Here is a 15540-nt window from a genome sequence, read left to right as displayed (position 1 = left end):
ATGCCGCTCGTCCCCCGGCGCAACGACTGCGTTCGGCCTCCTGGAGGGGCGTTGGCGGCTGCTCCAACTTTCTTCGTCCAGCGCATCGCCACGTGGTGCGCACAGGCTTTCGTAGGATGGTGTAGAGCGAAGCGAAACCCATGGGGTGGCGGTGGCACGAACCCTTGGGCGCCCGGAAAGGGTCGTGCTTGAGCGCCTGCATTAAAACCACAACAGCTAACGCCGACAGAGCCAATGAATTCGCTCCCACAACCCAGGGTGGGCTTCAGCCCACCAGGCCGTCCGCAAAAGAAAACGCCCGCATCTGCGGGCGTTCTCGTTACGGGTGGAGCCGCTTAATCATCACGGTTGGTGTCGTTGTCGCTGTCATGGTCACTGCCACCGAACTGGGCGTCACGGTAACCATCGTTGTCCAGATCATGGTCACTGCCGCCGAACTGCGCATCGCGATAACCATCGTTGTCCTGGTCATGGTCGCTGCCACCGAACTCGGCATCGCGATAGCCGTCGTTGTCCAGGTCATGGTCACTGCCGCCGAACTGGGCATCGCGGTAGCCGTCGTTGTCCAGGTCGTGGTCGCTGCCACCGAACTGGGCATCACGATAGCCATCGTTATCCAGGTCGTAATCCACCGCATGGGCCGTCACCGCCCCAAGCGCCACCACAGTCAAAAGCACGCCCAACACTCGTCTGGTGAAGACACCCGCTTTTGTCGCCATCTCGCGTATCGCTCCTGAAGAGGACATGACGGCCGCAACCCGGGTCACCCTCGGTGAACCGAGGAGCCGTCGCGCAATAGAACGCAACGGCAGGCGCCGGTTCTGTCGCCTCCGGGGCATTATCTTTTGCCATTCATTTCACCCGTGGGAGCGGTTTCAACCGCGATGGGCCAGGCACCCGCCCGCCCCCTTTCGCGCAGGACTCCGCCCCTGGCGAGCAGGCCTCAATACGGCAAACGCCCCTCGTCCTGCACCAGGCTGCCGAGCCCCTCCACCTGGGCGCGAGCCTGGGCACGGTGCTGGAGCTTGTTGCGTGCGGCTTCGGGCAGGTCGGTGTAGCGCATCACGCCACGGTCGACGAGGACACTGACAAGGTCCTCGATCACCCGCACCAGCTCCAGGTCGGAATGCTGCAGCGACATCAGGTGCTCGTGCAGCGAACGGCTGGCCAGCCAGCTCTGCACCTCCGGATCTGCGGCCGGCATGCTGTGGGTCATGTGCTCGAAAGGCTCCGACTCGACCCGCAGCACCCGGCCCCGCTCATCTCGCTGTACGTACACCATGGACTGCTCTCCCCAATCCGCATAAAAAAGGCCCGCCACCCGGAGAGGTGGCGGGCCGCTTCGTTTACAGAGCTTAGACGTCAACCTTCAACGTGCCATCGCCCAGCATGCCGGAGATCACACCGCCAGCATCCGCCACCCCGTAGGAGGTTTGCAGGTTGATGCCGTCGAGCACGATGGTCGGCCCCGTGGCCCCGGCACCGGCGCCATTGGAGTCCACCGTGATGGTGGTGCTGGCCCCGAAGCTGAAGGTCAGGTACTGGCTCAGGCTGCCCAGGTTGGCATGTTCGCCGGAGAGCAGCTGGGACAGGTCCAGCGAATCCACACCCTTGGTGAAGTCGGTGATATGGGTCAGTCCCGTCTCGCCCGCCTGCCACTTGAAGGTGTCGGCCCCGTCGCCGCCACTGAGGATGTCGTTGCCACCGTTGCCGATCAGGGTGTCGTTGCCCGCCAACCCGCTCAGCGTGTTGTCACCTGAGTTGCCGGTGAGCACATCGCCGAAGTTGGAGCCGATCAGGTTCTCGATCCCCGACAGGGTGTCGGTGCCCGCACCGCCGGTGTTCTGCGCAGCAGCCGATGCCAGGCTCACCGTCACGCCGGAGGTGGCGTCGACGTAGCTGGCGGTGTCGATCCCGCCGCCGCCGTTGAGCGCGTCGTCACCGGCGCCCCCTACCAGCAGGTCGTTGCCGTTGTTGCCGTTGAGGGTGTCATTGCCGACCCCGCCGATCAGCACGTCATTGCCACTGCCACCGGCCAGCGTGTTCCCGAGCGCACTGTTGTCGATGACGATCTGGTCGCTGCTGTCACCCGAACTGCCGATCGTGCCGCTGTTGTCCCGGTCGACCTCGACCGCACCGGAGCTGCTGACCGCCCCCTGCTCATCCTTGGTGGTGTAGGTGAACGAGCCACCCACCGAGCCGCTGTCGGTGAAGCTGGTGGTGCCCGCCAGCCCGCTGCCGCTGTGGGAGACCGAACCACCGCTGGCACCGCCGACGCTGTTCAGCGAAAGGACATTGCTGTCTGCATCGCTGTCGTTCCACAGCAGCGCCCAGTCCGGCACCACCACCGAGGCGTTGTAGGCCACCACGTGGTCGGCGTTGGCGACCGGTGCATCGTTCACGGCATTGAGGTGCACGTAGGCGATGGCCGAGGCGCTGTCGACGCCGCCGTTGGCGGTGCCGTCGCCATCCTTGACGGTGAAGCTCAGGGTACGGTCCAGGGTGGACGGGTTGTCGGAGGTGTTGGCGTAGGCGATCTGCTGGATCAGCGCCTGGACCACGGCGAGGGTCGCCAGGTTGTTGGTGAAGCTGATCGTCAGGCTGCTGCCGTTGGTGCCGCCGGCGATGGTGCCGATGTTGGTGGAGCCGAGGCGCAGGTTGCTGCCGCTCACGTTGAGCTGGCCACTACCGGTGCCCTGGTTGACCACCGACAGCTGGTCGGCTGCCGTGCCGTTGGCGGTGAAGGCCACCACCAGCGAGCCACCGTTGAAGTTCGGCGAGTCGACATCGCTCAGCGTGACGCTGCTGTCGATGATCTTCACGCCGGCGTTCTCGGTGTAGTTCAGCGTACCGCCCATGCCACCCAGCACCGGCGCATCGTTCACCGCGGTGACGTTGAAGGTGATGGTGTTGGGGTTCGGGTCGAGGTTGACCCCGCCGTTGGCCGTGCCGCCGTCGTCCTGCACCTGGAAGGTGAACTTGGCGTAGCCGGTGCCGCTGGCATTCGCCGCCGGGGTGAAGACCAGCTTGCCGGCGTTGATATCAGCCACCGAGACGGTGGTCCCGGCACTGATGGCGCTGCCGTTCAGGGTGAGCTGACCGGCGGTGGGCAGGGTGGTGATCTTCACGGCAGCCAAGCTGTCGCCCTCAGCATCGGAGAAGCCGAAGCTGCTCGCACTGAGCACGTGGCTGGCATCTTCCAGCAGGCTGAGGGTCGCGTCCGCACCGGCCGGTGGACTGTTGGCGTCGGTCACGTTGACCGTCAGGGTCGCGGTGTCGGTGGTGCCATCGGAATCCACCAGGCTGTAGCCAAACTGCTCGGTGAGGTTGCTGGTGAGCCCGTCGGGCGCCACGTAGCTCCACGCACCGGTGGCGAAGTTGAAGGTCAGCTTGCCGTGTTCCGGCGTCTCGATACCGGTCAGCACACTGCCGGAAATCGGCGAGCCGCTGCTCGGGGTGATGGTCGAGGTGCCGTTCCAGGTGTAGGTGACGCTGCCGATGGTGACCGACTTGATGTAGCCGGCCCCGTCAACGCCGTAGCTGTCGTCGTCCGCGGTACCGCTGACGCCATCGCTGCCCCAGAGCACGTTGCCGGAGACATCGCCACCGACCACCTGGCCGAGCAGCGCGTCCACCAGCTGGCCGAAGCCGGCCACGTTGAGCGGCGAACCCTGGCCGTCGAGGTCGACGTCCTGCAGGCGGGCATTGTTGATGCCGTCGCCGATGCCCACGGTGGTGACGTTGATGCCATTGCTGTCGACGAAGGTGTTCCAGGCCGTCGAGGTGGCATCCGTCAGCGAGTTGCCACCGGTACCGGTCTGCTCGTTGGGGTTGCCGTCGCTGATGAACACGACCTGGTTGCTCCAGCCCGAGATCGGGGTGTAGGCACTCATGGTCTGCTGGATACCTGCGGTGAAGTCGGTGTTGCCGTCGAACGGACGGACCCCACCGGCATTCGGGTTGAGGCTGTCGATCAGCGAGCTGAAGGCCTCGACGCTGGTGACCGGCACATAAGAGGTGGCGGTCGAGGAGAACGCCACGATCTGCAGCTGCACATGCCCCGAGGTGCCGTCGAACAGCTCGGCGCCCGCCTGCTTGACCGCCGTCAGCATCTGGTTCAGCTCGGTGTTGTCGATGCTGCCGCTGAAGTCGAGGACGAAGACCACATTGAAGTCCTGGCCATGGCCTTCGACCACGTTGGCGACATCGTTCTTGGCATCCGGCCCGTTGTCCACCGCCACCACCTTGATGGTGGTCTGCGCGGTGTTGGAGTCGGTCGCACCGTCGTTGACCACCACCGTCACGTTGCGCGGCGTGGTGCTCGGGTTGGTGCTGGTGCTGGAGTAGCGGATGGTCTCGATCGCCGTCTCGTAGGCCGCCTTGGTGGCGACACCGGTGAGGGTGACGGTGATCTTGCCGGCGACGCTGGTGTCCACCACACCGGTGATGCCGCTCGGCAGGCCGGTGGCGGTCAGCACATCCCCTGCCTGGGCGTTGGTCAGCACGACCTTGGCCGAGGCGATGGTGCTGTTGTCGATATCGGTCACCAGGGTGTCGATATCGGCGATGGCCACCGCGGCAGTGCCTTCGGTGTAGGTGGTCTGGTAACCCGTACCCACCACACCGGCGCTGTCGTTGCCGTCCAGGTCGAGCAGCGGCGCGTCGTTCACCGCCGTGACGTTGATGGTCACCGTGGCCGTATTGCTGTAGAGGCTGCCGTCGCTCACCTGGTACTGGAAGGTGGCATAGGGCGCGCCGTTCTCGTTGCCGTCCGGCACGAACACCAGCTTGCCGGCGTTGATGTCGGCGATGCTGATCACCTGGTTCAGGGTCACCGCCACGCCGTTGAGCTTGAGCACGCCGTCGGTAGCCAGCTGGGTCACCTTGATGTCGGTGAAGGCGCCGGAGTCGACGTCGCTGTCGTTCAGCGGCCCGGTGCCATCGGTACCGAACAGCCCGGTGCTGGTAATGGTCACCGCGTTGTCTTCGGTGGTGGTGAAGGTGTCGTTGACCGCCACCGGCGCATCGTTCACCGCCGAGACATTGATGGTGACGGTCGCCGTGTTGCTGTAGAGGCTGCCGTCGCTCACCTGGTACTGGAAGGTGGCATAGGGCGAGCCGTTCTCGTTGCTATCCGGCACGAACACCAGCTTGTTGGCGTTGATGTCAGCGGCGCTGATCACCTGGCCGAGGGTCACGGCCACGCCGTTCAACTGCAGTACGCCGTTGCTGGCCAGCTGGGTCACCTTGATGTTGGCGAAGCTGCTGGAGTCTACGTCGCTGTCGTTGTCCGGCCCGGTGCCATCGGCGCCGAACAGCCCGGCGGCGGTGATGGTCACCGAGGTGTCCTCGGTGGTGCTGAAGGTATCGTTGACCGCCACCGGCGCATCGTTCACCGGGTTGACGGTGATGGTCACGGTGGCCGTGTTGCTATAGAGGCTGCCGTCGCTCACCTGGTACTGGAAGGTGGCATAGGGCGAGCCGTTCTCGTTGCCATCGGGCACGAACACCAGCTTGCCGGCGTTGATATCGGCGAGGGTGATCACCTGGTTCAAGGTCACGGCCACGCCGTTGAGCTTGAGCACACCGTCGGTGGCCAGCTGGGTCACCTTGATGTTGTCGAAGGCACCCGAATCGACATCACTGTCGTTGTTCGGCCCGGTGCCATCGGCGCCGAACAGCCCGTTGGCGGTGATGGTGACGGCCGTGTCCTCGTTGGTGCTGAAGCTGTCGTCAACCGCCACCGGCGCATCGTTGACCGCCTCGACGTTGATGGTCACCGTGGCCACGTTGCTGTAGGTGCTGCCGTCGCTGACCTGGTACTTGAAGGTCGCATAGGGCGCGCCGTTCTCGTTGCCGTCCGGCACGAACACCAGCTTGCCGGCGTTGATGTCGGCGATGCTGATCACCTGGTTCAGGGTCACCACGGCGCCGTTGAACTGCAGCACGCCGTTGCTCGCCAGCTGGGTCACCTTGATGGTGGTGAAGGCGCTGGAGTCCGCGTCGTGGTCGTTCACCGGCCCGGTGCCATCGGCGCCGAACAGGCCTGCGCTGGTGATGGTCACCGAGGTGTCTTCGTTGGTGCTGAAGGTGTCGTTGACCGCCACCGGCGCGTCGTTCGCGGCGGTGATGTTGATGGTCAGCGTGGCACTGGACGGGTCACCGTCGGAGTCGACGATGGTGTAGCCGATCTGCTCGGCGGTATTGCCGGTCAACCCGCTCGGCGCGGTGTAGCTCCAGGCGCCGGTGGCGAAGTTGAAGGCCAGCTTGCCACCCAGGTCGGTGGTGATGTTCAACTGGGCGGTAGCATTGCTGCCGTTCCAGGTATACACGTCGCCATCGACGGTCAGGGACTTGATACCGCCCTTGCCGTCGGCGCCGAAGCCGTCGTCGTCGGCGGTGCCGGCGACGCCATCGCTGCCATTGAGCACGTTGCCGGAAACCATGCCGGTGCTGACCTGGTCGAGCAGGGTGTCCACCAGGTCGGAGAAGTCCCCGATCAGGATGGGCGAGCCGCTGCCGTCGAGATCGACGTCCTGCAGGTTGTCGTTGTCGATGCCGTCACCGATACCGATGGTGGTGACGTTGATGCCGTTGTCGTTGATGAACTGCTGCCAGTCGGTGGCCGTCTGGTTGAGCAGCGCATTGCCGCTCTGGGTCTGCTCGTTGGGGTTGCCGTCGCTGATGAACACGACCTGGTTGTTCCAGCCCGGAAGCGGGTTGAAGGCATCCATGGTCTTCTCGATGGCCGCAGTGAAGTCGGTGTTGCCGTCATAGGGGCGCACGCCACCGGGCTCGTTCGGGTCGAGGGAGTTGATCAGGCTTTCGAAGGCCGCATAGCTGGTCACCGGCGCGTAGGACTTGGCGTCTCCCGAGAAGGCCACCACCTGCATCTGCACATCACCGGTGTTACCGGTGAACAGCGCCTGGGCAGCAGCCTTCACGGCATCGAGCATCTGCCCGAGTTCGGACTTGCTGATGCTGCCGCTGAAGTCCAGCACGAACACCATGTTGATGTCCGGCGCCACGCTTTCGCCCACGGTCGCCACGTCGTTCTTCGCCACCGGGGTGTCGTCGTCGACGTTGATGTTCAGGGTGCCGTTGGCGCTGTCACCGTCCTTGTCGGTGACCTTGTAGGTGAGCTGGAAGGCCTGGTTGTTCTCGTTGTCGCCATCGGCGTGGTGGATCGGCGCGTTCTGCACCACCGAGTAGGCACCGGTCTGGCTATTGGTCAGGGTCACCGTCAGTACGGTGGTGGTGCCCTGCTTGATCACCAGGTTGTTGCCCGAGGTCTCGTAGGTGAAGCCTGCCGGTGCGCCGGTGTTGACCCAGCTGATGCTGCCCGCACCGTCGTTGCCATAGCTATGGCTGAGGGTGCCGGTGGCATTCTGCGAGTCGGCGTCGTCGCCGGTACCGCCGGGGATGCCGTTGGGCCGTGCGTCGTCGTCCAGCTGCACCGTCTGGTTGGTGCCGGTGGCCGGGGCGTCGTCCTTGAAGCTGATGACCTTGCCGATGTCCAGGTTGCCGGTGGCCGTATCGCCGTCCTTATCGGTGGCGGTGGCACTCAGGCTGATATGGCCCGAGCCAAGGAACTTGGCCTCGTCCGGATCAGAGGTCGGATGGACGATGGAGCGGAGCTGGTCAAGGGTGACCTTGCCGTCCGCACCCACGGTGAGGGTGAACACCAGGTCGTTGCCGGTGGCGGTACGCCCTTCGACCACGCCTGCGCCGTTGACGCTGAGCACCACGTTCTGCCCGCTGGCGGTATCCACCAGGCCGGAGTTGGCGTCCTGCACGGTCAGTTTGTAGGCCAGGCTCTGCAGGCCGTCGGCACCCGGTTGCACGTTGAACAGGCCGCTGAAATCAGCGGTGGCGTTCAGCGCCAGGTTCGACTCGTCCACCTGCAACTGCTGGGTGGCGCCCCAGGTCACGCTGGTGCTGACGTCGTTGTAGTCGTAGTCGGACGAGTTGGTCTGGTCCTCCCAGTTCTGGTTGCCGGCGCTGCCGGTGTCCTGCAGGTGCGAGCCGCCGGGGTTCAGCGTGGCGTCGCTGAACAGCACGTTGGCACCGTCGGCGCCGGTCAGCGGGGTGCTGCCGACGAAGGCCTGCCACTTGCCGCCCACCAGTTGGAAGGTAATTTCCGCACCATTGGCCAGCCCGGCGTTGGCGCCGCCGTTGGGGATGATGAAGAAGCCGGTGTGCGCCGGGTCCAGGCCACTGATGTCGGAGGTGTCGCCAGCGGTCTGGCTGTGCACGTTGGCCCAGATCACCTTGCCGCTGACCGGGGTGCCGTCGTCGCCCTTGATGTAGTAGCCATAGCTGTTGCTGTAGCCGGCCGAGCTGCCGACGAAGGTCACCGAGGAGTTGAGGTCCAGGGCGCCGACCTGGATGGTCGGGGTGTCGTCGTTGATGGTCACGGCCAGGCTGCCGGTGGCCGAGTCATCGTCCTTGTCGGTGACCTTGTAGCCGACGTTGAGGGTGATGTTGTCCTCGGTGCCGTTCACCGTGTGCATCAGCGGTTTCAGCAGGTTGACGGTGTAGGCGCCACTGGCCAGGTCGGTCAGCACCACGGTCATCAGGGCGCCGCGGGCGCTGCTGATGGTCAGGGTGTTGGTCGAGGCGTTCCAGGTGGAGGTCACGCTCTCGCTGCCCAGGCTGGTGGGCCCGGTCAGTTCGATGGACTTCAGCCCGTCGGCGCCGGCGCTGTAGTTCAGCGTGCCGCTGGTGCTGGTGCTGGCGCCGGCCACATCGCCGGGCCCGCCGTTGATGCCGCCGGACAGGCCTTCGTCGTCCAGCACGTTCGGAGCGGTGCTGTTGCCGGCGGTGGGCGCGTCGTCACGGAAGCTGATGGCATTGCCCAGGTTGAGGGTGGCGCTGCTGGCGTCACCGTCCTTGTCGGTGATGGTCGCGGTCAGTTTCACCAGGTCGGCGGCGGAGAGGCCGGTAGGCTGATCCGGGCCGCTGTTGGGGGTGTGCAGCACGGCCAGTTTCTGGTCGAGGGTGACCTTGCCGTCGGCATCCACCGTGACCCTGAAGGCGACGGCACCGGTGTCGCTGCCGACACGGCCGACCACGGCATTGCCTTCCAGGTACAGCTTGATGTCGCTGCCAGTGGCGGAGTCTTTAAGGCCGCTGTCGGCGCCTGCGGCCTTGACGTCCAGGGCGTAGGTGGTGGTACCGGCACCGTCGGCGCCGTAGTTGCGGGTGAAGGAACCGCTGAAGTCACGGGTGGCATCGGTGCCGAGAACGGTTTCGTCCACCTGCAGGCTGCCGGCTTCGACCTGGCCGGCGCTGATGGTCGGGGCGTCGTCCTTGAAGCTGATGGCATTGCCGAGGTTGAGGCTGGCGCTGTTGGCGTCACCGTCCTTGTCGGTGATGGTGGCCACCAGTTTTACCAGGTCGGCCGCAGAGAGGCCGGTGGCCTGGTCCGGCCCGGTGTTGGGCGAGTGGACGATGGCACGCACCTGGTCGAGGGTGACGTTGCCCGAGGCATCCACCGTGACCCTGAAAGCGACGGCGCCGGTGTCGCTGCCGACACGGCCCACCACTTCGCCCCCTTCCAGGTACAGCTTGATGTCGCCGCCGGTGGCGGTGTCCTTCAGGCCGCTGTCGGCGCCGCTGGATTTGACCTCCAGGGTGTAGCCGATGTTGCCGGCRCCGTCGGCGCCGTAGTTCTTGATGAAGGCGGAGCTGAAGTCCGTGGTGCTGTTGCTGTTGAGGAAGGTTTCATCCACCTGCAGGCTGTCCGCCGGAATTTCGGCCGCACGGATGCTGGGCGCGTCATCCTTGAAGCTGATGGCATTGCCCAGGTTCACCGTGGCGCTGTCGGTGTCACCGTCCTTGTCGGTGATGGTCGCCGTCAGTTTCACCAGATCAGCCGCAGACAGACCGGTGGCCTGGTCCGGGCCGGTGTTGGGCGAATGGACGATGGCCAGTTTCTGATCGAGGGTGACCTTGCCGTCGGCGTCCACCGTGACCTTGAAGGAAATGGCGCCGCTCTGGTCGCCGACGCGGCCGACCACCTCCCCGTTCTCCAGGTACAGCTTGATGTCGCTGCCGCTGGCCGTGTCCTTCAGTCCGGTATCGGCACCCGGTGCGCTGATGGTCAACGCATAGGTGATGGTGCCGGCGCCATCGTTGCCGAAGGCGTGGGTAAACGAGCCGCTGAAGTCACGGGTGGCATCGGTGCCGAGGACGGTTTCATCCACCTGCAGGCTGCCGCTGGCGACCTGGCCCGGGTCGATGTTCGGGCCGTCGTCCTTGAAGCTGATGGCGTTGCCCAGGTTGAGGGTGGCATTGCTGGAGTCACCGTCCTTGTCGGTGATGGTCGCCACCAGTTTCACCAGGTCGGCAGAAAGACCGGTGGCCTCGTCCGGGTCGCTGGTGGGGTGGACGATGGCCAGTTTCTGGTCGAGGGTGACCTTGCCGTCGGCGTCCACCGTGACGGTGAAGGAAATCGCCCCGGCCGGGCCGCCCACGCGGCCGACCACTTGCCCGCCCTCCAGGTACAGCTTGATGTCACTGCCGCTGGCGGTGTCCTTCAGGCCGCTGTCGGCACCCGTGGCACTGATGGCCAGCGTGTAGCTGATGCTGCCGGCACCGTCGGCGCCGTAGCTGGAGGTGAAGGCGGTGCTGTAGTCGACGGTCTTGTCCACCAGCAGGTTGGTTTCATCCACCTGCAGCTCGCCGCTGGCGATCTCGCCGGCGCTGATGCTCGGGGCATCGTCGCGGAAGCTGATGACCTTGCCGATGTCCAGGCCGCCGCTGGCGGTGTCGCCGTCGCCGTCGGTCACCGTCAGGTTGAGCTTGACGTGGCCGGAGCCGAGGAAGGCCGCTTCGTCCGGATCGGAGGTCGGGTGCTCGATGGCACGCAGCTGCTCGAGGGTGACCTTGCCGTCCGCGCCCACGGTCAGGGTGAAGACCACTTCGCCGCTGGCGTCGCCGACGCGGCCCACGACCTGGCCGTTCTCCAGGAACAGCACCACGTCATCGCCGGTCTCGGTGTCCACCAGCCCGGAGGCCGGGTTGGTGACTTCCAGCCCGTAGTCCAGGCTGCCCAGGCCATCGGCACCGGGCTGCACGTTGAACAGGCCGCTGAAATCAGCGCTGGCGGTGGCCGTGGCACCCAGCCCGAGGTTGGTCTCATCCACCTGCAGTTGCAGGGTCGAGCCCCAGGTGACGCTGGTGCTGACGTCGTTGTAGTCGTAATCGGAGGTGGCGGTCTTGTCTTCCCAGTTCTGGTTGCCGGCGTTGCCGGTGTCCTGCAGGTGCGAGCCGCCGGGGTTGAGGGTGGCGTCGCTGAACAGCACGTTGGCACCGTCGGCGCCGGTCAGCGGGGTGCTGCCGATGAAAGCCTGCCACTTGCCGCCCACCAGCTGGAAGGTGATGTCGGCGCCGTTGGCCAGGCCGCCATTGGCCCCGCCGTCGGGGATGATGAAGAAGCCGGTGCTGGCCGGGTCCAGGTTGCCCAGGTCGAAGGTGTCGCCGTTGCCCTGGTCATGGACGTTGGCCCAGATCACCTTGCCGCTGAGCGGGGTGCCGTCGTCGCCCTTGATGTAGTAGCCATAGCTGTTGCTGTAGCCGGCATCGGTGCCGACGAAGGTCACCGAGGAGTTCAGGTCCAGAGCGCCCACCTGCAAGGTCGGGGTGTCGTCGTTGATGGTCACCGCCAGGGAACCGTCGGCGGTGTCGCCATCGCCGTCGGTGACCTTGTAGCCGACGTTGAGGGTGATGTTGTCCTCGGTGCCGCTCACCGTGTGCATCAGCGGTTTCAGCAGGTTGACGGTGTAGGCGCCGGTGGCCAGGTCGGTCAGCACCACGGTCATCAGGTCGCCACGGGCGCTGCTGATGGTCAGGGTGTTGGTCGAGGCGTTCCAGGTTGAGGTCACGCTCTCGCTGCCCAGGCTGGTGGGCCCGGTGAGCTCGATGGATTTCAGGCCATCGGCGCCGGCGTCGTAGCCCAGGCTGCCGCTGGTGCTGGTGTGGGCGTCCGCGACATCGCCGGGGCCGCCGTTGATGCCGCCGTTCAGGCCTTCGTCGTCCAGCACGCTGGTGGCGGTCACCTGGGTGGCGGTGGGGCCGTCGTCCTCGAAGCGCACGGCGCCACCGATGCCGACGGAGTCCGTCGACACGTCGCCATCGCCGTCGGTGACGGTGACCACGGCGCGGATCTTGCCGGAGAGGTTCAGGGCGTCGTCATGGCTGGCGGTATCCGGGTGCTGCAGCGGAATGTACTGGGCGACGCTGATGCTGCCGTCCTGGCCGATGGCCACGGCGAACGCGGCCTGGCCGTTGTAGGTGCCGCCGTCCACGCGGCCGACGATCAGCCCGTTCTCCACGGTGAGCACGATGGACGAGCCGTCCAGGGTGGTGAGGCCCGAGTCGGCGTCCTGCACTTCCAGGCTGAGCACGGTGGTCGCGCCCTCCTGGTCTTCACCGGTGCTGCTGCCGGAGGCGTCGACCACCGGGCCGTTGCTGGTGGCATAGCCGGCCGCCAGCGCGGTGCCGGCATCGGCCACGCTGCTGAACAGCGCGATCACGCTGGGGTTGTTGGTGTCGTTGTCATTGGCGTCGTTGCCCGGGGTCGGGGTGGCGGTGCCGTTCTGCAGGCCGGGGGTCTCGTCGTGGGTGACGCGCGCACCTTCGACCGCCTGGATGCTGGCGGTGGGGGCGTCGTCCTCGAAGCGGATGGCTCCGCCGATGTTGACCGTGGCCACGTCCACATCGCCATCGCCGTCGGTGACGGTGACCACGGCCCTGACCAGGCCGCCGAGGTCGACGCCCTCATCGCGGCTGCCGGTGTCCGGGTGGTTCAGCGACATGTACTGGGCAACGCTGATAGTGCCGTCCTGGCCCATGGCCACGGCGAACACCGCGGCGCCGGGGCCCTGGTCGCCACCGTCGACGCGGCCGACGATCAGGCCGTTCTCCATATAAAGGCGGATGACCTGGCCATCGGTGGTGGTGAGGCCCGAATCGGTGCCGTCGCCGCCAGTGATCTCCAGGCTCAATACGGTGGTGGCGCCTTCGTTGTCCTCGCCTGTGCTGGTGCCGGCGGTGCTGACCACGGGGCCGGCACTGGTGGCATAGCCCGACAGGTCGGTACCGACATTGCTCACGCCGGCGAACAGGGCGATCACATCCGGGTTGCTGGTGTCGTCATCCAGGGCATCGCCCTGGGGCGTCGGGGTCGCGGTGCCGTTCTGCAGCCCGGCACTCTCGTCATGGGTGACGCGCACGCCTTCCAGCCGCTCGATCACGGCGGTGGGGCCGTCGTCCTCGAAGCGGATGGCGCCGCCGATGCCCACCTGGGCGGTGTCCACATCGCCGTCGCCGTCGGTCACGGTGACCACCGCGCGGACCTTGCCGGACAGGGTCACGGCATCATCGGCGCTGCCGGTGTCGGGGTGGTTGAGGGAGATGTACTGGGCCACGCTGACGCTGCCGTCCTGGCCGATGGCGATGGCGAAGGCCGCCGCGCCGGGGCCGGTGTCACCACCGTCCACGCGGCCGACGATCAGGCCGTTCTCCAGGTACAGGCGAATGGTCTGGCCATCGGTGGTGGTGAGGCCGGAGTCACTGCCGTTGCCGTCGACGATGGACAGGCTGAGCACGGTGGTGGCGCCTTCGTTGTCCTCACCCGTGCTGCTGCCGGAGATATCCACCACCGCGCCATTGCTGGTGGCGTAACCGGTGCTGGACAGGTCGGTGCCGGTATTGCTCACGCCGCTGAACAGGCTGACCACCGATGGGGCATTGGTGTCGTTGTCGTTGGCGTCGCCGCCGGGGGTGGGCGTGACGGTGCCGTTCTGCAGGCCGGCGCTTTCGTCATGGCTGACGCGCCCGCCTTCGTTGGTCTGGATGCTGGCGGTGGGGCCGTCATCGACGAAGCGGATCAGCTGGCCGATGTCGGCACTGGCCACGGCCTTGTCGCCGTCGCCGTCGGTGACGGTCAGCACCGCGCGGATCAGGCCGCTGAGGTCGATGCTGTCATTGGCATCGCTGCCGTCGGGGTGATGCAGGGACTGGTACTGGGCAACGCTGATGACACCGGTATCCGGGTCGATGGAAATGGCGAACGCGGCGTTGCCGTCGGCGTCGCGGCCGACCACCAGGCCACCTTCCACACTCAGGGTGATGGGGCTGCCGCTGGTGGTGGTGAGGCCGGTGGCCTGCGCCTGCGGGCCCTGCTCGCCTTCACCGCCCTCGCCTTCGATCAGGGCCAGGGAATAGACGGCGGTGGCGCCACCTTCGTCGGCGCCGAATTCATAGGTGGCCACCACCGCAGGCGCGTTGCCCTGGGCATAGGCGCGCATGTCGGAGGAGGGATTGGCAACGCCATCGAACACCGCCAGCGGGCCGCTGACGTCATTGCTGCCCGGCTGCAGGCCGGCGCTCTCGTCGATGATCACCTCGCCGCCTTCGCGGGAGAAGTCCAGGCCGGCGCTGGGGCCGTCGTCGTTGATGGCGATGGTCAGCGGCACGGTGGGCGACACATCGCCGTCGAGGTCGAATACGCGCACGCTGAAGTTATCGAACAGCTGGTCCTCGGCCCCGGTGGCGTTGGGGTTGCTGTGATCCAGGCTGTTGTCGGTGAGGGTGTAGGTCCAGTTGCCGGCGGCATCGAACACCAGCACGCCATAGGTGCCCTGCACGGTGCCCCCACCGGCGACATTGATCCAGTTGCCGGCGGCGTCCAGTACTTCGATGCGGCCGATGCCGTCGGGGGAATTGATGATCAGGGTGCCCGAGGTCCTCTCGGCGTTGCTGCCGGGGTTGCTGCCCGGGTTGCCGCCACCGCTCTCGCCGCCATCCAGTGCTTCTTCGTCCACCACACCGGGGCCGGTGACGACGCTGCCTTCTTCATCGAGGAAGACCACGGTCAGATCAGGGCCGAAGTCGGTGGGCGCGAGAATCTCGGCCTCAGGGAACAGCGGGCCCGCCGTAATGGGGCCGGTGGGGAAGCCGATGGTCGGGTCGAGCGCACCGGCGGTTTCCGACAGCAGCACGAAGGAGTGGCCACCGCCAACCCCCCCTGCACCGCCTGCACCACCGGCACCGGGGCCTGCTGCGGTCGCTTCACCGGTCTGGGTCGGGTCGGCGCCGGCCTCGATCGCGGCCTGCAGTTGCTGCACGTCGGTCAGGTCCTGCTGGCTCGGCGGCTGCGGCTGCTGCGCGTCAGCGGTGGGGTCGACCGGGGCATCGCCGTTGCCGGTAGCCAGCAACTGGGTACTCAGGTTCATGCTGCTGTCGCGTCCCAGGGTCAGCTCGCCGCCATTGGCCAGCGCCACCGAAATCGCACCTTCAGCACCGGTGAGCAATTGCTCGCCGGCGAACAGCCTGTCGCCTTCTACCAGGGGCCGGCGCGTTCCGTCGCCTGCTACCGCGAACACCTCGCCTACTACCCGACTGACGACACCGATTACCGTAGCCATGAATCCTTCCTCCACCACGCTGCCGACCACTGCCGACACCTATCGCAATAGGGCCAAGACCGTTCTGCACCGGGGACTGGAAAAAGGAAAAACTGAAGCGGAATGG

Annotated in this window: 3 protein-coding genes; all 3 read right to left on the bottom strand. The window is 66.2% G+C overall.

Translation table 11 applies throughout. The annotated features are described in order from the left end of the window. Positions 1 to 335: 335 nt before the first annotated feature. The gene (locus RTW82_RS25880; protein ID WP_228723558.1) at positions 336 to 677 is read right to left on the bottom strand and encodes a hydrolase; all 342 of its coding nucleotides are present in this window, start codon (positions 675 to 677) and stop codon (positions 336 to 338) included. 266 nt (positions 678 to 943) lie between these two features. Further along, a complete protein-coding gene (locus RTW82_RS25875) occupies positions 944 to 1282 on the bottom strand; it encodes a tryptophan synthase subunit beta (RefSeq protein WP_111259521.1) in 339 nt (112 codons plus the stop codon). Between the two features lie 73 nt (positions 1283 to 1355). Then, entirely contained in the window at positions 1356 to 15434 is a 14079-nt protein-coding gene (locus tag RTW82_RS25870; RefSeq protein WP_316926874.1) for a retention module-containing protein, read from the bottom strand. Between the last annotated feature and the right edge of the window lie 106 nt (positions 15435 to 15540).

Source organism: Pseudomonas sp. zfem005 (assembly GCF_032621735.1).
GTDB lineage: Bacteria > Pseudomonadota > Gammaproteobacteria > Pseudomonadales > Pseudomonadaceae > Metapseudomonas > Metapseudomonas solani.
Note: the sequence above shows the minus strand (reverse complement) of the source record. Positions and strands in the feature narration are given on the sequence as shown.